The sequence below is a fragment of the Catellatospora vulcania genome (assembly GCF_009720385.1).
GTDB lineage: Bacteria > Actinomycetota > Actinomycetes > Mycobacteriales > Micromonosporaceae > Catellatospora > Catellatospora vulcania.
Window position 1 is genome coordinate 236,175 of record NZ_ML769303.1, and the last position, 21,340, is coordinate 257,514.

12 protein-coding genes are annotated in these 21,340 nt (G+C 74.4%); 4 read left to right on the plus strand and 8 right to left on the minus strand.

The annotated features are described in order from the left end of the window. Positions 1 to 151 precede the first annotated feature (151 nt). The 3 genes from F6W97_RS41375 to speB all read right to left on the minus strand — a co-directional run bounded on the left by F6W97_RS41375 (position 152) and on the right by speB (position 4,904). Entirely contained in the window at positions 152 to 2,845 is a 2,694-nt protein-coding gene (locus F6W97_RS41375; RefSeq protein ID WP_155369775.1) for a glycoside hydrolase family 6 protein, read from the minus strand. 342 nt (positions 2,846 to 3,187) lie between these two features. After that, positions 3,188 to 3,805, minus strand: coding sequence for a class I SAM-dependent methyltransferase (locus F6W97_RS09145; protein ID WP_155369776.1), 618 nt, complete (start codon positions 3,803 to 3,805; stop codon positions 3,188 to 3,190). A 64-nt stretch (positions 3,806 to 3,869) separates the two neighbouring features. After that, the gene (gene speB / locus F6W97_RS09150) at positions 3,870 to 4,904 is read right to left on the minus strand and encodes an agmatinase (RefSeq protein ID WP_155369777.1); all 1,035 of its coding nucleotides are present in this window, start codon (positions 4,902 to 4,904) and stop codon (positions 3,870 to 3,872) included. A 135-nt stretch (positions 4,905 to 5,039) separates the two neighbouring features. On the opposite strand from speB, the gene F6W97_RS09155 reads away from it, so the two are divergent. Continuing rightward, positions 5,040 to 6,575, plus strand: a complete 1,536-nt coding sequence (locus tag F6W97_RS09155; protein WP_155369778.1) for a leucyl aminopeptidase — start codon at positions 5,040 to 5,042, stop codon at positions 6,573 to 6,575. Between the two features lie 58 nt (positions 6,576 to 6,633). Further along, positions 6,634 to 8,313 carry an AbgT family transporter gene (locus F6W97_RS09160; protein WP_155369779.1) on the plus strand — a complete coding sequence of 560 codons (1,680 nt, stop codon included), beginning with the start codon at positions 6,634 to 6,636 and terminating at the stop codon, positions 8,311 to 8,313. Between the two features lie 33 nt (positions 8,314 to 8,346). On the opposite strand, the gene glsA is transcribed toward F6W97_RS09160, so the two are convergent. The 5 genes from glsA to F6W97_RS09185 all read right to left on the minus strand — a co-directional run bounded on the left by glsA (position 8,347) and on the right by F6W97_RS09185 (position 18,823). After that, positions 8,347 to 9,726 carry a glutaminase A gene (glsA, locus tag F6W97_RS09165; protein WP_230686519.1) on the minus strand — a complete coding sequence of 460 codons (1,380 nt, stop codon included), beginning with the start codon at positions 9,724 to 9,726 and terminating at the stop codon, positions 8,347 to 8,349. Between the two features lie 108 nt (positions 9,727 to 9,834). Further along, the gene (locus F6W97_RS09170; RefSeq protein WP_155369780.1) at positions 9,835 to 14,598 is read right to left on the minus strand and encodes a hypothetical protein; all 4,764 of its coding nucleotides are present in this window, start codon (positions 14,596 to 14,598) and stop codon (positions 9,835 to 9,837) included. A 2-nt stretch (positions 14,599 to 14,600) separates the two neighbouring features. Beyond that, on the minus strand, positions 14,601 to 15,488 hold the full coding sequence (locus F6W97_RS09175; protein ID WP_230686520.1) for a DUF4132 domain-containing protein: 888 nt from the start codon (positions 15,486 to 15,488) through the stop codon (positions 14,601 to 14,603). Positions 15,489 to 15,645: 157 nt separating this feature from the next. Next, on the minus strand, positions 15,646 to 17,208 hold the full coding sequence (locus F6W97_RS09180; RefSeq protein WP_155369782.1) for an FAD-binding oxidoreductase: 1,563 nt from the start codon (positions 17,206 to 17,208) through the stop codon (positions 15,646 to 15,648). Between the two features lie 97 nt (positions 17,209 to 17,305). Then, the gene (locus tag F6W97_RS09185) at positions 17,306 to 18,823 is read right to left on the minus strand and encodes a glycerol-3-phosphate dehydrogenase/oxidase (RefSeq protein WP_155369783.1); all 1,518 of its coding nucleotides are present in this window, start codon (positions 18,821 to 18,823) and stop codon (positions 17,306 to 17,308) included. A 57-nt stretch (positions 18,824 to 18,880) separates the two neighbouring features. Between F6W97_RS09185 and F6W97_RS09190 the strand changes: the two genes are divergently transcribed. Further along, a complete protein-coding gene (locus tag F6W97_RS09190; protein ID WP_155369954.1) occupies positions 18,881 to 20,437 on the plus strand; it encodes an FAD-binding oxidoreductase in 1,557 nt (518 codons plus the stop codon). After that, positions 20,437 to 21,327 (plus strand): diacylglycerol/lipid kinase family protein, encoded by an 891-nt coding sequence (locus tag F6W97_RS09195; RefSeq protein WP_155369784.1) that lies wholly within the window; start codon positions 20,437 to 20,439, stop codon positions 21,325 to 21,327. The genes F6W97_RS09190 and F6W97_RS09195 overlap by 1 nt, the downstream gene beginning before the upstream one ends. The last annotated feature ends 13 nt before the right edge of the window (positions 21,328 to 21,340 follow it).

A 21,340-nucleotide genomic window follows, 5' to 3' on the forward strand; every position in this document is an offset into this window, starting at 1 on the left:
CCAGCGGCACTTCCTACAGACCCGCCGCGCCGGTGCGCCCGGTGCGGCGGGGTTCCCGCCGGCCGGGCAGCCGTGACGGATGCCCGGCCGGCGCGAGGACGGCCCCGATCCTGAGCACCCACGCGGATGCGGGACCGTCACTCGGTAGCGGTCAGCTCAACGGCGGGTACGCGTTCGCCATCAGCTGCTGGAACTGAGCGGAGAACCAGTGCCCCGACACGGGGGCGTTGGGCAGCGCACCGGACATGCTGTTGCCGTTACGGGCGTTGCCGCCGTAGGTCGGGTCGCACATCCGGTCGAAGCCCTTGCCCTCGTCGTTCGGGATCAGGCTGCTGGAGCCGTCGGACTCGCCCGGCGGCTTGATCCAGACGTAGGCGTCGATGCCCGTCGCGGGCGCGGCCCGCGGGCGCTCGCCGAGGCCGGCGCCGGCCTGGTTGCACCAGTTGCCCTTGTGGATGCGGCGGTCGATACGCGACTGGTTCACGAACGTGTTCAGGTCAGTCGACGTGCTCGGCGCCGTGGGCCGGGTGGCCTGCGTCGGCTGGCACGGCGTCTGCACGCAGCTGCCCCACCCGTTGCGGGAGGTGTCGATCAGCATGCCGATGCTCGACGAGAAGCCGGACTGGATGAGTCGCGACCGGAACGCCTGCGCGAAGGTCAGCTCGTCGTTGTACCGGTTCCAGTCGATCCAGCTGGTCTGGCGCAGCTGCTCGGTGATCGAGCCCACGTACGGCTCGGTCAGCGCCGACGTGTTGGCGGTGTTGGCGATGAAGCCGTGCACGTTGGCGGCGGTGCTGCCGGACGAGGTCGCGGCCGTGAACATCATGTTCGCGCTCGGCCCGAAGTTGTCGTCCCAGCCGATCCAGCCGTGGTGCCCGGCGTCGATGTAGTTGTAGACGTTCGGGACCGCGCCGAGCTTGTTCAGCGCGTAACCGACGCCGTCGACGTAACCGCGGTTGGCGAGCATGGTGTCACACATCGGGGTCGCGGTCGCCCGGCCGCCGACGTTGGTCACCAGGTTCGGCAGCGAGTCGATCTCGATGATCGCCACGATGCGCAGGTTCGCGTACGCCGGGCGGGCCAGGATCGCCGCCATCGGGTCGATGTACTCCGCCTTGTAGCGCGGCAGGTCGGTCGGGCCCAGCTCGCCGTTGGAGGCCAGCGCGGCACAGTCACGGCCGGGCAGGTTGTAGACGACGATCTGGATCACCATCGGCGCGGAGCCGTTCGCGGCGTCCTGGATGACCGCCTGGTCGAGGTGGTCGGCCAGGCCCATGGTGCCCGTGGTGGGGCTGCCGTTGCCGGTCAGCGCGCTGATCCGGTCGAACCAGACCCCGGTCGGCTGGTTGGCGATCCGGCTGCCGCCGGGCTCGGCCAGCGCCGCGGCCCGCCACTGCGGATTCACGTAGACACCGGCGTTGGCGTACGGGTTGTCGGCGCGCGGGCCACCGGTGCCGCCGTCGTTGTCGGCCTCGGTCGCGGTGACGGTGACCGAGGTCAGGCCGCTGGAGGCGACCGTGATCGGCCGGGTGCCGGCGGTGTTGTCGGAGTCCTCGGCGGCGGCCAGGGTCACCGTCTGGGCGGTGCTCCAGTTGCTCGTGGTGAACGTCAGGCTGCCGCCCGACGAGACCGTGAGGTTGGTGTCACCGGAACCGGCCGTGTTGGTGACCGTCACGTTGCCCGACGGCTGCGCGGCCAGGCGCACCGTGTAGCTCGCCGTGCCGCCTTCCGGCACGCTGACACTGGTCGACGAGACCACCAGCGACTGGGTCGTGGTGCTGTCGTTGTCGGCTTCGGTCGCGTTCACGGTGACCGAGCTCAGGCCGCTGGACGCGACCGTGATCGGGCGGGTGCCGTTGGTCGTGTCGCTGTCCTCGGCCGCGGCCAGGGTCACCGTCTGGGCGGTGCTCCAGTTGCTCGTGGTGAACGTCAGGCTCGCACCGGAAGACACCGTGATGTTCGTGTCACCGGAACCGGCCGTGTTGGTCACGGTCACGTTGCCCGACGGCTGGGCTGCCAGGCGCACGGTGTAGGTCGCCGTGCCGCCTTCCGGCACGTTGACGGCGGTCGACGAGACCACCAGCGACTGGGTCGTGGTGCTGTCGTTGTCGGCCTCGGTCGCGTTCACCGTCACCGACGACAGCCCGGACGCCGCGACCGTGAACGGCCTTGTGCCGTTGGTCGTGTCGGTGTCCTCCGCCGCGGCGAGGGTCACGTTCTGGTTGGTGTTCCAGTTGCTCGTCGTGAACGTCAGGCTCGCGCCCGACGACACGGTGAGGTTGGAGTCACCGGAACCGGCGGTCGTGGCGACCGTGACGTTGCCGCTGGGCTGCGCGGACAGGCGTACCGCATACGTCGCGGTGCCGCCCTCGGGCACGCTCACCGAGGTCGGCGACACGACCAGGCTCACCGTCGGCGTGGTGCCGCCGCAGGAGACCCCGTTGATCGCGAAGTTGCTCGGGTTGGTGTTCGTGCCGCTGTAGGAGGCGTTGAAGCCGATGCCGGTCGACGCGCCCGTGGCCAGGCTGCCGTTGTAGGACAGGCTGGTGGCGGTGACGTTCTGGCCGGACTGGGCGTAGTTGGCCGACCAGCCCTGGATGCCGCCCTGGTTGCCGGGCCAGGTCCAGGTCAGCGACCAGCTGGTCAGCGGGTCGCCGGTGTTGGTGATGTTGATGTTCGCGCCGAAGCCGCTGCCGTTGTCCCAGGCCTTGGTGTAGGTCACCTGGCAGGACACGGCGGCGTGGGCGGGTGTGGCCACGGCGACGAGCCCCATGGTGGCCAGCGCGCTCACGCCGAGCAGCGCCGTCAATCGGCGTCGCAAGGTGGATCTGATCGGAATCCTCACTGGGTACTCCTTGAGCCAGGCCGGACCGGTCGGTTTCGCCTCGGGACCGGTGCGGGGCCTGCGCAGGGATCGCAAACCACCGGGCGGGCGGCGCGTTCGAGCGCAGGAAGGAATGGACAACCCGGACAGGCTGTGACGGCGGTGCGCGGCACCTCCCGGAGAACCGGGGCCCTCGGTGCCGAGTCGCGCGTATGGCTCCCTGCGCGCGTGATGGAAGTTTCACACCGTCGCAACAGGACTGCAATGCGTGCCGATAGATCTGGCACAAAGTAGGGTCGTGCAACTAAGAGGTATGATGACCTGGCATGATCCGTCCGACGCCGTTCCAGTTGGCGCTACGGGTCAGGGCAGGTCGGGCACCGGGGCGTGGGCTCGCAACAGGGTGTCGACGGCGTGGCGTACACCTTCTTCGGTGGCGACCTCGCGCCGCACCCGCTCGGCGCGGTCCACGGTGAGGCCGTCCGCGACCAGCGTGTGGGTCAGCTCCTCGGGCGCCCAGAGCAGTTCGGGGTCCTGCGGGCCGCCGGTGCCGTCGGTGAGGTTGGTCCGGTCGTGGCCGATCGCGAACAGCGTGCCACCGGGTGCGACCGCCCGCGCCGCCAGCGCCCAGACCTGCGCCATCTGCTCCGGCGGCAGCTGCAGGTAGGCGATCAGGACCAGGTCGAACCCCTCCACCGGAGGCCGGTACGCCAGCACGTCGCCGACCGCCCAGTCGACCTCGAGCCCGTCCTGCCGGGCCCGCTCACGTCCCTTGTCGACCGCGACCTGCGCGTAGTCGATCGCGGTCACCCGCCAGCCCTTGCCGGCCAGCCACAGCGCGTTGCGCCCCTCGCCCGAGGCGAGATCGAGCGCCCGTCCCGGCGGCAGCCCGTCGAGCGCGGCCGCCACGAAGCGGTTGGGCTCGGCGCTCCACACCAGGTCAGCAGCGGCGTAGCGGCGGTTCCAGTCCTCGGCGTCCATCGCCGCCGACCCTACCGCCCCGACCCCTCCGCCCGCCGCACCATCGCCGGACCCGCCCGGCGGGTCAGTCGGAGGTGGTGGAGCCGCGGCCGTCGAGCAGCGGGGTGGCGGGGTTCCAGGTGGTGCCGGTGCGGGCGTCGTGGCGGCGGCGGGCCAGGCCGGACAGGGCCTCCAGGACGACCCGGTTGCCGAGCATCGCGGTGATCTCGGCGTGGTCGTACGGCGGGGAGACCTCGACCACGTCCATGCCGACCACGGGCAGCGTGCGGCAGATGCGCGACACGGCGTCGAGCAGCTGGCGGGCGGTGAGGCCGCCGGGCTCGGGCGTGCCGGTGCCGGGGGCGTGCGCCGGGTCGCACACGTCGATGTCGACGGACAGGAAGACCGCGTCGCAGCCGTCCAGGGCGATCGCGAACGCCTCGTCGAGCACCGCGTCCAGCCCGCGGGCCCCGATCTCGCTCATGTGGAACGAGCGCATGCCCTGGTCGGCCATCCAGTCCAGAGTCGGCGGCTCCGGCCAGTAGCCGCGCAGGCCGAGCTGCAGGAAGCGGTCGCCGCGCACCGCGCCGGACTCGATGAGCCGACGCATCGGCTGGCCGTGGCCGTAGAGCGAGCCGAACGTGATGTCGCCGGTGTCGGCGTGCGCGTCGAAGTGGATCACCGAGCTGCGGCCGTAGCCGTGGTGGCGTGCCACGCCGGTGACGTCCGGCCAGGTCACCGTGTGGTCGCCGCCCAGGATCAGCGGGATCACCCCGTGCCCGGCGAGGAACGCCACCGCGTCCTCGATGCTCTGGCAGCTGCGGAGCACCTCGCCGCTGTAGAGCTCCAGGTCGCCCGCGTCGCGTACGACAAGGTCGGGGCCGAGCGGGTCGACCCGCAACGCCAGGTGCGGCCGGGAGCCGTCGTGCGGCAGGTAGTCGGTGCCGCGGATGGCGCTCGGCCCGAACCGCGTGCCGGGGCGGTGCGAGGTGCCGCCGTCGAACGGCGCGCCCAGGATCACCACGTCGGCGTCGGCGTACGTCCGCGGGTCGGCCCAGTCGCAGCGGGGCACCCCGAGGAACGTGAAGTCGGGGCCGTACTGCGCGCCGTAGCGGGTCACGCCTCCATTCTCGCCGGTGGCCGGGTCGCCCGGTCAATCCTCGCAAAACGTCCACATATTCACCTTCGAGCCGTGATGCTGTGCTTCAGGGCTGCACAGACCGGTGGTGTGCCGTCGGCATGGAGGAGCGGTGGAATGACAGCGACGGCGACAGGCTTCGACCCAGTCCCGTCCTGGACGCGTGTCCCCGAGGTCACCGTCGTCGCGGCCGGGGACCTCGACGCGGCCGACGCGCCGATGGGCGTGCTGGTGGCCGCCTCGGGCGCGGTGCCACAGGCGCTGGGCGTGGACCGGGGCGACCTGGCCGGGGCCGGGTTCACCGGCGGGATCGGGCAGACGCTGGCGTTGCCGCGGCCGGGCGGACCCGCCCTGATCGCGGTGGGCGTCGGCGACCCGGCGGAACTCGACGCCGACCTGCTGCGGGACGCGGCCGCCGCGTACGCCCGTGCCGCAGGCGCCGCCGGACGGCTGGTGCTGGCGCTGGACGGGGCGACCGGTGTGCCGCCGGAGACGGCGGGGCAGGCCGCCGTCGAGGGCGCGCTGCTCGCCCGGTACCGCTTCGAGGTGCTGAAGAAGGAGCCCGCGCCGCCGGTCACCGCGCTGACCCTGGTGGCCGCGGAGGGCGACGTGCAAGCGGTGCGGCGCGGGGTGCGGCGCGGGCTCGCGTACGCCAGGGCCGCCGCGCTGGCCCGCGACCTGGCCAACGCGCCGCCGAGCCTGCTCACCGCGGAGCGGCTGGGCGGGGTCGCCGCGCGGCTCGGCGCGGACAGCGGGCTGTCCGTCGACGTGTACGACCGGGACGCGCTCACCGAGCTGGGCTGCGGCGGCCTGCTCGGGGTCAACGCGGGCAGCGCCGACGAACCACGCATGATCAAGCTGCGCTACCGCCCGGAGGGCGACCCCGACGTGCCCCGGTTGACGCTGGTGGGCAAGGGCATCATGTACGACTCCGGCGGCATCAGCCTCAAGCCCGCCGACGCGGTGCACGCGACCATGAAGAACGACATGTCCGGCGCGGCCGCGATCCTCGCCGCGATGGCGCTGCTGGGCGAGCTGGACTGCCCCGTCGCGGTCACCGGGTATCTGATGTGCACCGACAACATGCCCTCGGGCAGCGCGGTCAAGCTCGGCGACGTGCTCACCATGCGCGGTGGCACCACCGTGGAGGTGGTCAACGCCGACGCCGAGGGCCGCCTGGTGATGGCCGACGCGCTGGTGCTGGCCACCGAGGAGCCGGTGGACGCGATCGTGGACATCGCCACGCTGACCGGGGCCTGCCTGCGTGCGCTCGGCGCGCAGATCGCCGGGGTGTTCGGCAACGACCAGGGCCTGGTGGACCAGGTCCGGGCCGCGGCCGTACGGGTCGACGAGCCGGTCTGGCAGCTGCCGATGGCCCGCCGCTACCGCGCCGAGATGGACTCCGACGTCGCCGACATCAAGAACATGGGCGGCGCGAACGCCGCCGCGATCCACGCCGCGCTGTTCCTGGAGGAGTTCGTCGCCGGCACCCCCTGGGCGCACATCGACATCGCCGGCACGGCGCAGAACGACAAGCCGCGCACCTGGTACCCGCAGGGCTGCACCGGTTTCGGCGCGCGCCTGCTGCTGGACCTGGCACTGGCCTTCCAGCGCCCGGAACCGGACCCACTGGCTGCCAAGGAGCGCTCGTGAGCGAGCGAACCGGGTCAGCATCGGCTCATGCCGAGGACGAGCGCAGCGAGGAGCGGGCATGACCGCAGCGACCGCGGACGCCGGTAAGCGTCCGTTCACGGCTCGAATGCTGGACGGAGTGGAGAAGGTCGGCAACAAGGTGCCGCACCCGGTGATGATCTTCCTGATCCTGATCGGTCTGATCATCGTGCTGTCGGCGGTCTTCGCCGCGATCGGCGTGCAGGTCACCTACGAGTCGGCCGCGCCCGCACCGGTGGTGGCGGAGGAGACCTACCCCGGTGGCACCCAGGAACCCTCGCTGGAGATCCCGCCCGAGGAGCTGTACCACCCGCCGGTCAAGACCCACACCGAGACCACCGCGATCAAGAGCCTGCTCACCGCGGACGGCATCCGGTTCATCTTCACCTCGGCGGTCAGCAACTTCACCAACTTCGGCGTGGTCGGCGTCATCCTCGTCGCCATGATCGGCGTGGGCCTGGCCGAGCGCGCCGGGCTCATCGGCGCGCTCATCCGCAAGCTGGTCGCGGTCGCCCCGCCGTGGTCGCTGACCTTCATCATCGTGCTCGTCGGCATCCTGTCGTCGATCGCCTCCGACGCCGGATACCTGGTGCTGATCCCGCTCGGCGCAGTCGCGTTCATGAGCGTCGGGCGGCATCCGCTGGCCGGGCTCGCCGCCGCGTTCGGCGCGGTGGGCGGCACGTTCATGGTGAACGTGCTCATCACGCCCACCGACGGCATCATCACCGAGATCACCAACGAGGCGGTCGCGCTGGCCGACCCGGCCCGGAAGATCAGCCTCACCGCGAACATGTTCTTCGCCATCGGCTCCACCATCTTCCTGGCCTTCCTGATCACCTTCATCACCGAGAAGGTCATCGAGCCGCGCCTGGGCAAGTACACGGGAGCCGTGTCGCACGAGGCCACTGACATCCCCGACGCCGCCCCGGTCGAGGGCGACGCGCCCGCGTCCGCGCAGGCCCGAGGGCTGCGGTACGCCTTCTGGGGCCTGCTCGCGGTGCTGGCCGTGCTGCTGCTGCTGTCCGTGCCGCCCAAACCGTGGGGCATCCTGCGCAACCCGGTCACCGGCAGCCTGGTCGAGGACTCGCCGCTGATGGACAGCCTGATCTTCATCATCATGCTGGTCTTCCTGGTCTGCGGCCTCTGCTACGGCGCGGGCGCGGGCACCCTCAAGGGCAGCGCGGCGGCGATGGACGCCATCACCAAGACGTTCGCCGGGCTCGGTGGCCTGATCTTCATGCTGCTGGTGATCGCCCAGTTCATCGCGTACTTCAACTACACCAACATGGCCACCGTCGCCGCGGTGAAGATGGCCGACGGCCTGGAACGCGCCAACATCGGGCCGCTGTGGCTGCTCATCGGCTTCATCCTGGTGGTGCTGGTGCTGGACATCATCATCCCGGGCGTCATCCCGAAGTGGGCCATCTTCGCGCCCATCTTCGTCCCGCTGTTCCTGCGCCTGGGCGTCGCGCCGCAGACAGTGCTGGCCGCGTACCGGGTGGCCGACTCGCCGATGAACGTGGTCACCCCGCTGATGGTCTACCTGCCGTTCATCGTGCTGCTGGCGCAGAAGTACAAGAAGGAGGCCGGCGTCGGCACGGTGATCTCGCTGATGATCCCGTACATGCTGATCATCGCGGTGGCCTGGACGCTGTTCTTCGTGCTCTGGTACCTGCTGGGCATCCCGCTCGGTCCGGGCGCGCCGGTCGAGCTGGGGTAGCCACGCCGGCCGGCGCCGCTGCCGGTCGCCCGATCACCAGTGCGGCTCGCCGGGCTGTTCCGGCCGGTGCCGGTCGGCCGGCGGTTCCGCCGCGGCGACCTGCTGCTCGCACCAGGCCGCGGCGCGCTCGCGGGAGCCGAAGACGTGGTCCGGGTCGTCGAGCACGGCCGCCCCGGCCTCACCCACGGCGGCGACGGTCAGGCCGTGGCGGCGCAGCGCGGTCAGCTCCTCGCGCAGCATCGCCGCCGAGGCCCGGTCGACGCGGCTCACCCGGTCGAGGTCCAGCACCACGCCGCCGGCCGCGGGCAGCGGCGCGACCGCTTCGGTCAGCGCGGACAGCAGCCGCTCGGTGGTGGTGAACTCCAGCGGCCCCTGCGCGGTCACCAGCGCGACCGCCTCGCCGTGCAGGTCGCGGGTGACCGTCGCCGGAGCCGCACCAGGGTGGTGCATCAGGTGCAGGGCGTACCGTTCGGACAGTTCCCGCAGCGCCAGCACGCCGCGCACCGGGTTGCCGACCGCGTCCAGCGGCGGGCTGTACGCGGCGATGCCGAAACGGGCCGGGCTGCACGCGATCAGCGCCCCGGACACGCCGCCCTTGGCCGGCAGGCCCACCCGCAGCAGCCAGTCGCCCGCCGCGTCGTACATGCCGGACGTCGCCATCACCGCCAGCACCCGCTCGGCGGTCAGCTCCGGGACCACCGGCTCGCCGGTCACCGGGTTCACCCCGCCGTTGGCCAGGGTCGCCGCCATCACCGCCAGATCGGCCGTGGTCACCTGCACCGAGCACTGCCGGAAGTAGACGTCCACCGCCTCCTCGACGCCGCCGGTCAGCGAGCCGGCCCCACGCATCAGGTAGGCCAGCGCCCGGTTGCGGTCACCGGTGCGCGACTCGGAGGCGTACACCGCCTCGTCGACGTCCAGCCGGCGGCCCGCGAACGCGGACAGGCAGGCCAGGATGCGCTCGAAGCGCTCCGCCGGGTCGGCGGCCGGGATCAGCGACGTGGTCACGATCGCGCCCGCGTTGATCATCGGGTTGGCCGGTCGGCCGGTGCCCGGCTCCAGGCTGATCGCGTTGAAGCCCTCCCCGCTGGGTTCCGCGCCGACGCGGGCGGTGACCGCGTCCAGGCCGAGTTCGGCCAGCGCGAGGGCGTACACGAACGGTTTGGACACCGACTGGATGGTGAGCGGGATCAGTGCGTCGCCCGCGGTGTACCGGTGGCCGTCCATGCTGACCAGGGCCAGCCCGAACGCGGCCGGGTCGGCGAGCGCCAACTGCGGGATGTAGTCGGCGACCGTGCCGTCGTCCACGGTGGCCAGCCGCGCGTGCAGCTCGGCCAGCGCCCGCGAGACCACCCCCACCGCCGCCACGGCCCACCACCCGTCGTCCTCGCCGCCAGCGTATGGGAGCCGCACCCCGTCCACCTGCGGTTCCGCCGCGCAGCAGCAGCGAAGATCGCTGTTTCGTGTCGGAAAGTGCAGCCGGACCGCACTTTCCGACACGAAACAGCGATCATGGCCCCGTCAACGTGCCGTGACCCGCGCCCACGCGGCGCGGAACAGGTCGGCGACCGGGCGGCCGAGCAGCGCCGTGCCCAGGGGCGGGGCGGTGTCGTCGCGCAGGCCCAGCAGCGGGGCCTTCCACGCCTCGACCGGCAGCGCGGGGGCCTTGAGGTTCAGCCACCCTCCCGGCAGGAACACCGCCCGGCCCGCCCGCTCGCGCCGCGCCTCGACGACGAGCCCCGCCGCGATCAGCGCCGCCCGCAGCGGCTTCAGCCCCGCCGTGGTGACGCCCAGCCAGCGGGCCGCGTTGGCGTCGGTCGGGTCGGGCAGCGCCAGCAGTTGCAGGTAGTACGCCGCGGCCTCCGGCGTCAGCGCGTGCGCCGCCGCCACCTCGGCCACCAGGTCGGGCGCCGTGTGCCGAGGGTCCTGCGGCCAGGTCCCCGCGGCCAGCGCGTCCGCCTCGGCGACCGCCGCGGCCAGGGCCGGATCGCGCAGCAGCCGCAGGGCGTCCGCGACACCCGGTTCGCCCAGCGCCAGCGCCGGGTCGTCCGGGGTCGTGATCGCGGCGGGCAGCAGGTGGTACACCCCGTAGCCGCCGTTCTCGGTGCTGTGCCACACGCCCGGCAGCCCGTCGGGCACCAGTCCGAGGCGGCGGACCGTGGTGCCCACGGCCAGCTTCGGGTTGTCCAGCCGCTGCCGCACCAGGTCCAGCGCCCGGGGCAGCGCCGCGCGCAGCGGGTCGCCGGCGGGCAGCCGGTAGGCGAGCCAGGCCAGCGCCGCGGCGGCCGCCTTCAGCCAGCCCTCGTCGAAGGCGTCACCCTGGGTCGCGACCGTCTCCAGCCGCCAGGAGCCCGCCTCGGTCACCCCGTCGGTGCACAGCCAGGTGCGGGGCTGGGGCTCGGCGATGATCCGCAGCACCTCCTGGCCCATCTCGCCGGGGATCACCCGCTTCGCCTCGACCAGCAGCTCCTCGGGCAGCGGCGTACGCCGTCCGAACAGGGCGATCCACCGGGCCGCCAGCGCGTCCACGTCGGGCCCGTGCCGCCACAGGTCCGCCGGGTCGGCCGGCACGGCCGCGTCCAGCAGCGCGATCCGGTGCGTGCGCCCGATCCCGTGCCACAGCTGTGCCGCCAGGCGTGCCTCGGCGACGGACAGGCCGAGCGCCTTGCGCTGCGCGGTGTCGAGGGTGTGCTCGCTCCAGCCGCCGATCGGCAGCCCGGCGAGCAGCATCGTGGCCTCGGCCCGGGTCAGCCCGGTCAGCTCGGCCAGCCGCGGCGGGCCGTCCGCCCGCCAGGGCACGGGGCCTTCGCCGTCGAGCCGGTCGGCCGCGGCGTTGAGCCGGGCGGCGTCGCCCCAGCCGTCCCGGTGGATGGCGGTGTGCACGTCGATGCCCGCGATCGGCGCGAACTCGGCGTCCGCGCAGCGGTCCACGGCGTACCGCGAGAAGCGCGGGCCGACGGAGTGCAGCCGGTGACCGCCGGAGAGGAACACGATGCGCCGCCCGCCCTCGCCCGCCTCTGCGGCGCTGTGCGCGGTGGTGACCGCGAGTGTGACGAAGCGGATCCGCGGGTCGGGCGCGGCGAACGGCGAGGCCGCGAACGCGCGCAGCAGCCGGGCCAGGGCCGAGCGCGCCTCCGGCGCGGTGGCGGGGGAGGCGGCGACCATCAGCACCGCGCCCAGCCCGTGCAGCAGCCAGGGCCAGGACGACTCGGCGTCCGGCGGCGGGACCTGCTCGGGCTCCGGCGGGTCGGCGAACAGCCGGGACAGCGCCTTGAGCTGGCCCATCACCGCGGTGCGCGAGTCCTTCGAGCCATGGAAGTAGCGCCCCCGCCACGCCACCAGCGCGACGAGCGCCTGGGACAGGTCGGTGTCGGAGACCTCGGGCCGGGCCGGGCCCGGCCCCGGCTGCGACCCGACGGACGACTTGCCCTCCTCGCCGGCCTGCGGTGCGGCGGGTGGCGTGCCGTCCGGGCCGGACGCGGCCGACGCGGCCTGCTCGGCGTCGTTCGCGGCGAGCAGCTCGCGCAACCGCTCCAGCCTGACCTGCAACCGCACCGTCGTGCGGACCACGGCACGCAGGGCCCGCAGCAGCGTCGGGTCGGTGACCTCGGGCAGGTGCCGGGCGATGGCCTGGTCGGTCAGGTGGTCCAGGGCGGCGTTGCCGTTGCTTACGTCGGCCAGCAGCGCGGCGGCCCGCGGGGCGGTCATCGCGCGCAGCGCCGCCGAGCCCGCCGCGTCGCGGGGTCGCAGCGCGTGCCAGTGCGGCAACGGCGGGCGGCTGTGCGTGGCCAGGCACTCCTGCAACGGGCCGCCACCGTCGGGGGCCCAGACCGTGACGGCCAGGTCACCTGGCCGCGGCCGGTCGCCGACCCGCGTGGTGACCGGGCGGAGACGGTCGTCGCCGGGCAGCCGGAGCGCGCCGACCAGGACCTCGCCGGGCACGGTCGGCTGCCACCGCACGGTGCGGCCGTCGACCGACCGGCCGACCTGGGTGCCGTCGGGGAGCACGTGCACGCGCCAGCCGAGCAGGCCGTCCGCGCTGCCCAGCGGCGAGTCCGCGAACGCGTCCGGGCCCGGCCGCAGCCACGACCACTCGGGCAGCAGCCGCCCGCCGTCCGGCACGCCGTCGGCGAGGAACGCGGGCAGGCTGTGCCGACCGGGCTCGCCGGTCTGCGGGTCGTACTCACGCCAGCGCGGCCCGTCGGGCTCCTGCTCGCAACGCCAGTACGTGACGCCGTCGCTGCTCACCGGGCCCGGCGCCGGTGCCACCGGGTCGCCCGGCAGCCACGGGCGGCCGCCGCCGGTGACCCCGCCGCCGGGCAGCGGCAGGAACGGCGTGGGCGGACCGGCGTGCTCGGCCCGGTCGGCACGCGGCACCTTGAAAGTCTGATCTGGACGGTCGGCCCAGTAGGCCCAGCCCTCGCTGTAGTGCGAGTCCCCGGACACCAGCAGGCGTCCGCCGAGTTCGTGGCAGCTGACGTCGGTGCGCCAGCTGTCCGGCGGGGTGCGCACCACGTGTTGCGTGGCCGTGCCGTCGGGGGCGACGGTCACCGCCCGGTTGAAGTCGCACGCGGCCAGCGTCGGCCAGCTCGGGGACAGGCCCAGCCGCTTGAGATCGGCGACCGCCGTTTCGTACGCGGGCCAGCCCAGCTCGTCGACCAGGCCCGCGCGCAGCGAGCCGGCCAGCACCTCGGCGGCGTCGAGCGCGGCGACCCGGCGCAGCTCGCCGGCCGCGAGCCGGACCCCGGCCGCCGACCACAGCGGGTACAGCTCACGCAGGGTGGCCTCCAGCCCGGCGACGGTGCTGCCGTCGAGCCGCTGCCGCCCGATGCCGTGCCGGAGCGCGACGAGCAGGCCCGGCACCTCGGTCAGCGTCGTGATCAGGTTGGCGGCGTTGGCTCCGTCGGGGTCGACCTGCGAGTACCGGTCCAGGAGTCGCCACAGGCCGCGCACTAGTTCCGGCAGCAGGCCGGGGTCGGCGGCGATCGCCCGCAGATCCCGGCGGCCCTCGCCGATCATGTCGTGCCAGCGGGTCACCGGCAGGCCCTCGGGTGTCGGGTCGACGGCCACCGGCACGCCGTGGGCCAGGCAGACGTCCACCAGGTTGAGGTCGACCGGGCCGGAGCCGTCGGCGGGCCGCAGCCGCAGCGGCCGTCCCGCCGCGCGCAGCCGCGGGGCGAGCCGGGCGACCAGGTCGTGCAGCCGCGGGCTGACCGCGCCCACGGCCCAGCGGTGCTTCGCCCGATACCAGGCGAAGCGCTCCAGCCAGCCGGCGACGTCGGCGTCCGCCGCGTCGAGCACACCCGCGTCGAGGATGAGGTCGAGCCACTCCTCGGACAGGTCGGCCTTCCAGCCGGGCGGTTCCGGCAGCAGTTCCAGCAGGCGGGCCGCCACCGCCGGGTCGCGGCGGGCGAGCCGGGGCAGCGTCTTGCGGTACGCGGTCCAGAAGCCCGCGTCGGCGCGTACCACAGCGGGCAGCATCAGCAGCTCGGCGACGACGGACTCGTCCTCGGCGGCCGCGCCGAGCCCGGCGGCTTTGGCCAGCCGTCGCAGGTCGGCGGCCAGCCCCGGGCCGGGCGGCAGCCCGCCCGCGACCCGCCGCACCGCCACCGAGCGGACCAGCGGGTACGCCGACGCGGCCGGTGCCCGGGTGAGCGCGTCGCGCGCGTAGTCGCGGAACGCCTTCGCGGTCAGCGCGCCTGCCAGGGCGAACTCCAGATGCGCGTCGCGCAGGCGGGCCTCGTCGACGGGCAGCGCATAGGTCTGCTCGGCGCGGCGCGCGTCGCCGAAGCAGGTCGCGGCCTGGCGCAGGTTCTCCGCGTCGATGAACGCGCGTCCCGCCTGCTCCCAGAAGCCCGGCAGGAAGTGCGGCACGGTTCCGGCGAGGCGGGCCGCCACGGCCAGATATCCGTCGCGGGCGTTGCCGGGCTTCGAGCGGGCCAGCCGGGCCAGCTTCTCCATCTCCTTGACCAGGGCCAGCGCCTCGCGGCCGTGCGCCGGGTCCTGCACCAGCGCGGAGGCGGGGAACGCCAGCGCGCGTATCCGGCCGTGCCCCACCGGCACCGCGCCGTCCGCGGTGAAGCCGAGGAATTCCATGCTCAGGTCCTCGGCCGCGCTGACCGGCTCGCTGACCAGGCGCACCACGGTGCGGCCGGGCAGCGCCGGGTGGACGTAGGCCCGGCCGGTCACGGCGGCGACGGCCGGATCGTCCGGCCCCGGGCCGTCGAGCACCGCGCCCGCGTCGAGCAGGCCGTCCGCCGCGGACGGTTCGTAGGTCGTCGTCATGCTCAGCTCCCCGTCTCGCTGGTCCCGGTGCGGCCGGAGTGCACGGCGGCGGCCAGGCGCACACCCTCCGACCAGGTGATCGGCCCGACCTCGGCACCGGGCACGGTGCGGCCGGACGCGTCGGCGAACTGCAGCGGGCCGGTCCAGGTCTCGTAGCCCGGGTCGCCGTCGCCGAGCCAGACGGAGGCGTCGACGGCGCGGCCGTGCTCGACGATCCGGCAGCGGGCGATGCCGCCGCGCACCGCGTAGCCGAGCGCGAGCGCGCGCGAGGTCGCGTGCCGCAGCTGCGCGTAGTGCGCCCCGGCGTAGCCGTGCAGCAGGGCCGCCTGCTCGGCCAAGCCGGCCGGGCGGCGGTGCGCCTGGCGGAACAGCTGCGCCACGCCCTGCCGGACGTCCAGCTCGGCCGCGAATTCGCGCAGCTCCTCCACCTCGTCGAGCAGCACGGGATGCGGGACGGCGAAGGGGCCGGGGCGCAGCCACGCCGACTCGCCGTCGAGCCCGACCACTCCCGCGCCGCGTTCGGCGTCCACGTCGCGCAGGAACCCGGCTTGCGCCAGGTCCGGCCCGTGCTCGCCGTAGGGCGCGACGACCAGGTCGCGCAGGGCCGCCCGCCAGGCCTCGTCGGCCCAGATCCGGGCCAGCACCGGGGCGGCCACGGGCAGCCCGCGTACCATCCAGCGCTCCACCTCGGCCAGGCACTCCGCCTCGTGGCGGGCCAGCCACTCGCGCAGCTGCCGCAGGTCGAGCACGACCGGATCGTCCTTCAGGGCGGCGGGCAGGCTCTTGAGCCGCACACCGGACGCGTTGCGCGCCACGACCCGCCCGCCGTGCAGCGCCACCTGGTATCCCGTGCCCGCGGGCAGCCAGCCCGGTTCCGTTTCCCCGTTCACGACGCGGGATTGTGCCACCGCCGCCCGACAAAGTTGCTTGCGCAGAAATTCCTGAGGGCAGGGATGGCGCCGCGCCGTAAAACGAGGTACCTTCGCTTGCAAGCCCGCTTCGACGGTTTCCCCCGTGATCGCCGAAGCGGGCTTCTTCATGCCCTCGTCAGGGCAGCAGCACGCCCGGGTTGAGCACCCCGGCTGGGTCCACAATGGACTTCGCGGCGCGCAGGGCGAGTGCGAACGGCTCCGGCCGCTGCCCGGTGTACCAGGGCAGATGGTCGCGGCCGACGGCGTGGTGATGGGTGATCGTGCCGCCGTGCGCGGCGATCGCATCCCCGGCCGCCCGCTTGAGCGCGTCCCAGATCGCGACCTCGCCGCCGCGCCGGCCGGCCGCGTACACGGTGAAGTAGGGCGCCGGGCCGTCCGGGTAGACGTGCGTGAACCGGCAGGTGACCAGCGCCGGGCTACCGGTCTCGGACAGTCCCGCCGACGCGACCGCCTCGACCACCGCCGCGTGCAGCGTGTCGAAAGCGGCCCACGTGCACGCGGTCTCGAACGTCTCCACCACCACCCCGAGCCGGGCCAGCCCGTCGCGCAGGTAGGGCGCGCCGACGAAGGTGTCCCGCCAGCGCCCGGTGGTGTCCTGCGCCTGCTCGACCGTGCCGCCGTGCTCGCGGCACAGCTCGACGGCCCGCGCGAGCAGCGCGTCGACCGGGTGGTCGGCGGATTCGAAGCCGAGCAGCAGGCGGCTCGAACCGTCGGCGACGGCCGCGCCGAGCATCGCTTCGAGCGGGTCCAGCAGCCGGCAGTTCGCCGGGCGCAGCCCGGACTGGGCGACCGCCCGCACGGCGCGCACCGCGTCGGCGTACCCCTCGAAGCGCAGCGCTGCCTTGGCCAGGAACGACGGGCGCTGCTGCACCCGGGCCCAGCCCTCGGTGATGACGCCGAGGATGCCCTCGGAGCCCAGCCAGAACCGGTCCGGCGACGGGCCCGCGCCCGAGGCGGGCACCCGCAGCGACTGCGCGACCCCGGCCGGGGTCACCACCCGCATCGACTCGACCAGGTCGTCGATGTGCGTGTACCCGGCGGCGTAGTGCCCGCCGGCCCGGGTGGCCAGCCAGCCGCCGAACGTGGAGAACTCGAAGCTCTGCGGGAAGTGGCGCAGGGTGAGGCCGTACGGGCGCAGCGCGTCCTCCAGGTCGGGCCCGAACGTGCCGCCCCGGATCAGCGCCGCCCGGCTGACCTCGTCCACCTCGACGACACCGGCCAGGTGAGTCAGGTCCAGCGACAGCCACGGGCCGCCGCCGCGGTACTCGACGCCGCCGACGACGCTGGTGCCGCCGCCGAACGGGACCACCGGCACCCCGGCGTCCGACGCCCAGTCGAGCAGCGCGATCACGTCCGGCTCGTCGCGCGGGTACGCGACCAGGTCCGGCGGGTTGTCCAGCGCGCCGTGCAGCAGGCGGACGACGTCGCGGTACGCGCGCCCGTACGCGTGCGCGGCCCGGGTCCGCGCGTCGTCACGGCACAGCGCGGCGACGCTCGCGGGCGGCCGCAGCCGTGACGGCGGCAGCTCCGGCACCGCGGGCACCGGCGTCAGCTCGCCGTCCAGCGGCAGGAACGGGCTCACCCGCCGCGCGAGCTTCGCGCACCCGTCGGCGTCGACCGCCTGGTCCGCCCAGCCCCAGCCCCACCACGACCGCTCCCGGCCGGTTCCGTCGCTCATACCGCCTCCGCTCGAATCGTCGCTGCTCACAGCGTTGTGATGATGGGAAGGGCACCTTCTACAACGCATAGCGATAAGAAGGTGCCCTTCCTTCGCCTCAGTTGGTGGCGAGGATGTGTTCGGCGACCGGGAGGGCGGCGGCGCGCTGCGGCGGCACCAGGCCCAGGCGGGTGCGCCGGTCGAGCAGGTCGTCGACGGTGAGCGCGCCCTCGTGGCGCACCGCCCACTGCAGCTCGGCCCCGGTCACCGGGCTGCCGGGCGCGACGGGGGTGTGCAGTTCCGGGGCGGCCTGCGCCAGGACGGCCGGGGCCTCGGTGCCGTAGCGGGCGATGAGGCGGGCGGGGGCGGGCACGCGGGCCAGCAGGTCGCGGGACGCCGCCCCGGGCAATGGCAGGTCGCGCGTGCGGCATGGGCCGGCGTGCACGCCCCGCCGTGCGGCCAGCACGTCCACGGTGTCCTGCGCCATCCGCCGGTACGTGGTCAGCTTGCCGCCGACGACGGTGACCACCCCGTCGCGGCCCTGCACGACGGCATGGCGGCGGGAGATGTCGGCGGTCCGCCCACCGGCGGCCATCAGCGGGCGCAGCCCGGCGAACGTGCCGAGCACGTCGGCCCGGCGCACCGGGGTCTCCAGGGCGGAATTGAGCACGTCGAGCAGGAAGTCCACATCCGACTCGGGGACCTCGGGCACGTCCGGGACCGGGCCGTCGACCGGCTCGTCGGTGAGCCCGACGTAGACCAGGCCGTCCGCCTGCGGCAGCACGATCACGAAGCGGGACAGCTCGCCGGGCACCGGAATGGTCAGCCCCGCCCACAGGCCGCCGAGCAGCGCCGACGGCAGGACGAGGTGCGTGCCGCGGGACGGCCGCAGGGTGATGTCGGGGGCGAGCTGCCCGGCCCAGACGCCGGTCGCGTTGACGACCGCCCGGGCCCGGACGGTGTGCCGCGCCCCGGTCAGCGTGTCGACCACGGCGGCCCCGTCGCCGGCCAGCTCGGTCGCGCGGCAGCGGGTCAGCACCTTCGCGCCCGCCCCGGCCGCGGCTCTGGCCAGGCCGGTGACCAGCCGGGCGTCGTCGCACAGCTGCCCGTCCCAGGACAGCCGCGCCCCGCGCAGCCCGCCGGAGCGCAGCGCGGGCACCATGCCTCGCGCCTCGGCGGCCGACAGCGTGCGCACCCCGGGCAGGACGGCGCGCCGGGTGCCCGCGGCCAGGCGCAGCAGGTCGCCGGCGCGCAGCCCGGCCCCGGCCAGCCCGACGGTCAGCGGCGCGGTGTACGCCGTCGCGGGCAGCACCATCGGCAGCGCCCGGGTCAGGTGCGGGGCGGTGCGGGCCAGCAGCGTGCCGCGCTCGACGGCGCTCTCGTACGCCACCCCGACCTCCCCCTTGGCCAGGTAGCGCAGCCCGCCGTGGACCAGTTTGGAACTCCACCGCGAGGTGCCGAAGGCGAGGTCGTGGGCGTCGATGGCGGCAACGGACAGCCCGCGGGTGGCCGCGTCCAGCGCGACCCCGGCGCCGGTCACGCCGAGCCCGACCACCAGCACGTCCACCACCTCGCCCGCGGTGAGTGCGGCCAGCTCGCGCGCCCGGCGTGCCGCAGTCAGAGAGGTGTCCGACACGGGTCTCCTCCTTGCGCCGAAGTGACACTTGATGTAACTCTGTCACACATGGATGCGATGCGGGAAGAGCGGCGGGCCGGCTGGGCGCGCTGGGGCACACCGGAGCAGGCGAAGCCGCTGCCCGAGGCCGTGGCAGGGCTGCTCAAGCAAGTCTTCGAGGTCACGCCGCCGGCCCCGGCGGTCACGCCGGACGCGGTCGCCGTCTCCGTTCCCGCGCTGGCGGAGCAGGCCCGTGCCGCGCTCGCCGCGGTGGTGGGCGCGGAACACGTCAGCACCGAGCTCGCGGCGCGGGCGCTGCTCGCCTCGGGCAAGTCCACTCCCGACCTGTTCCACCAGCGCACCGGCGAGCTGCCCGCGCTCCCGGCCGCGGTCGTCGCCCCGGCCGACCACGACCAGGTGCTGGCCGTGCTGGCGGTCTGCGCCGAGCACCGGCTCGCGGTGGTGCCGCTCGGCGGCGGCACCTCGGTCGTCGGCGGGCTGACCCCCGACACCGGCGGCTATCTCACGCTGGACCTGCGCCGCCTCGACCGGCTGGTCGCCGTCGACCCGGTGTCGCGCACCGCGGTGCTGCAGGCCGGGCTGCCCGCGCCGCGCGCCGACGAGCTGCTCGCCGAGCACGGCTTCACCCTCGGCCACGTCCCGCAGTCGTACGAGTACGCCACCATCGGCGGCTTCGCCGCCACCCGCTCCTCCGGCCAGGCTTCGGCGGGCTACGGCCGCTTCGACGACATGGTCGTCGGGATGACGGTGGCCACCCCGCGCGGCACGATCAGCACCGGCCGCGCTCCCGCCTCGGCGGCCGGGCCGGACCTGCGCCGGCTGTTCCTGGGCTCGGAGGGCGCGTTCGGCGTGATCACCGACGTGACCGTACGGGTCCGCCCGCTGCCCGCCCAGCGGCGCTACGAGGGCTGGCGGTTCGAGTCGTTCACCGACGGCGCCGCGGCGGCCCGGCGGCTGGCCCAGGACGGGCCGCGGCCGACCGTGCTGCGGCTGTCCGACGAGGTGGAGACCATGCTCGGGGCGACCGGACGGGGCCGCGGCGACGGCGGCTGCCTGATGGTGGTCGGCCACGAGGGCGCGTCGGTGGACCGGGCCGCGGCCGACACCGCGGCGGTGCTGCGCGAGTGCGGCGGCCAGGAGCTGGGCACCGAGCCGGGGGAGCAGTGGGCCGCACACCGGTTCGACGCGCCCTACCTGCGCGACGCGCTGCTCGACGCGGGCGCGTTCGCCGAGACGCTGGAGACCGCCGCGTTCTGGTCCGCCCTGCCCGGCCTGTACGAGGCCGTCCGCGAAGCGCTGTTCGCGGCGCTGCCCGTGCCGTCGATGGTGCTGTGCCACATCTCGCACGTGTACGAGACCGGCGCCTCCCTCTACTTCACCGTCGTCACCGCGTACGGCGACGAGCCGGTGGCGCGCTGGCAGCGGGCCAAGGCCGCGGCCAACGACGCGATCATCGCGGCCGGCGGGACGATCAGCCACCACCACGGCGTCGGCACCGAGCACCGCGACTGGTTCGCCCAGGAGATCGGCCCGCTCGGGGTCGACGTGCTGCGCGCCGTCAAGCGCGAACTGGATCCGGCGCGGGTGCTGAACCCGGGGATTCTGGTGCCCTGATGACCCGGTCGTTCACGGCGGTGGTCGGCCCGGCCGCGCGGCGTGGGCTGGCCCGGCTGATGCCGGTCGCGCAGCTGCTTCGCGCGGGCGGGGCGCGGGTGCGCGTCGAGTACACCGGCGGTGTCGAGCAGGCCCGCGAGGTCGCCCGGCGCTGTGCCGCCGACGGCGACGTGGTGCTCGCCGCCGGGGGCGACGGCACGCTGCGCTGCCTCGGCGCGGCGCTGGCGGGCACGGGCGGCGTGCTCGGCGTCGTCCCGGCCGGGCGCGGCAACGACTTCGCCCGCCAGCTCGGCCTGCCGTCCCGGCCGGAAGACGTGGCGCGGCTCCTGCTGGACGGCGAGCCGCGCCGTGTCGACGTGCTCGACGCCGGTGGCGAGATCGTGCTGGGCAGCGTGTACGCCGGGGTGGACGCCGCCGCCAACGAGCGTGCCAACCGCGCCCGGTTCACCCCGGCCGCCCTGGTCTACCCGCTGGCCGGGGCACGTGCGCTGGTCGGTTGGCGGCCCACCGTCTACCGGCTCACCGTCGACGGGCAGGAGCGGTCGGTGCGGGCGTATTCGGTGGTGGTGGCCAACTCCGGCTACTACGGCGGCGGCCTGCACGTCGCGCCCGGCGCGGCCGCCGACGACGGGCTGCTCGACGTGGTCGTGCTCGGCGAGGTGTCCAAACTGCTGTTCCCGCTGGTGCTACGGGAGATGCGCGGCGGCAGGCACGTACGCCGCCCGCAGGTCACCGTGCTGCGCGGGACCTCGGTCACCGTCGCCGCCGACCGCCCGGTGCCCGCCTACGCCGACGGCGACCCGCTCACCGTGCTCGGCGAGCTGCCGATCCGTGTGCTCCCCGCCGCCCTGTCGCTCTTCGCCCCTGTCGCGAGCCCTGTTCTGTCATAGGCGCTGGCCTATC

Excerpts from the sequence above, each read along its gene's own strand:
- F6W97_RS09145 (WP_155369776.1), bottom strand. The coding sequence starts at position 3,805 with ATGGACGCCGAGGACTGGAACCGCCGCTACGCCGCTGCTGACCTGGTG.
- F6W97_RS09155 (WP_155369778.1), top strand. The coding sequence starts at position 5,040 with ATGACAGCGACGGCGACAGGCTTCGACCCAGTCCCGTCCTGGACGCGT.
- F6W97_RS09160 (WP_155369779.1), top strand. The coding sequence starts at position 6,634 with ATGACCGCAGCGACCGCGGACGCCGGTAAGCGTCCGTTCACGGCTCGA.
- F6W97_RS09170 (WP_155369780.1), bottom strand. The coding sequence starts at position 14,598 with ATGACGACGACCTACGAACCGTCCGCGGCGGACGGCCTGCTCGACGCG.
- F6W97_RS09180 (WP_155369782.1), bottom strand. The coding sequence starts at position 17,208 with ATGAGCGACGGAACCGGCCGGGAGCGGTCGTGGTGGGGCTGGGGCTGG.
- F6W97_RS09190 (WP_155369954.1), top strand. The coding sequence starts at position 18,881 with ATGCGGGAAGAGCGGCGGGCCGGCTGGGCGCGCTGGGGCACACCGGAG.
- F6W97_RS09195 (WP_155369784.1), top strand. The coding sequence starts at position 20,437 with ATGACCCGGTCGTTCACGGCGGTGGTCGGCCCGGCCGCGCGGCGTGGG.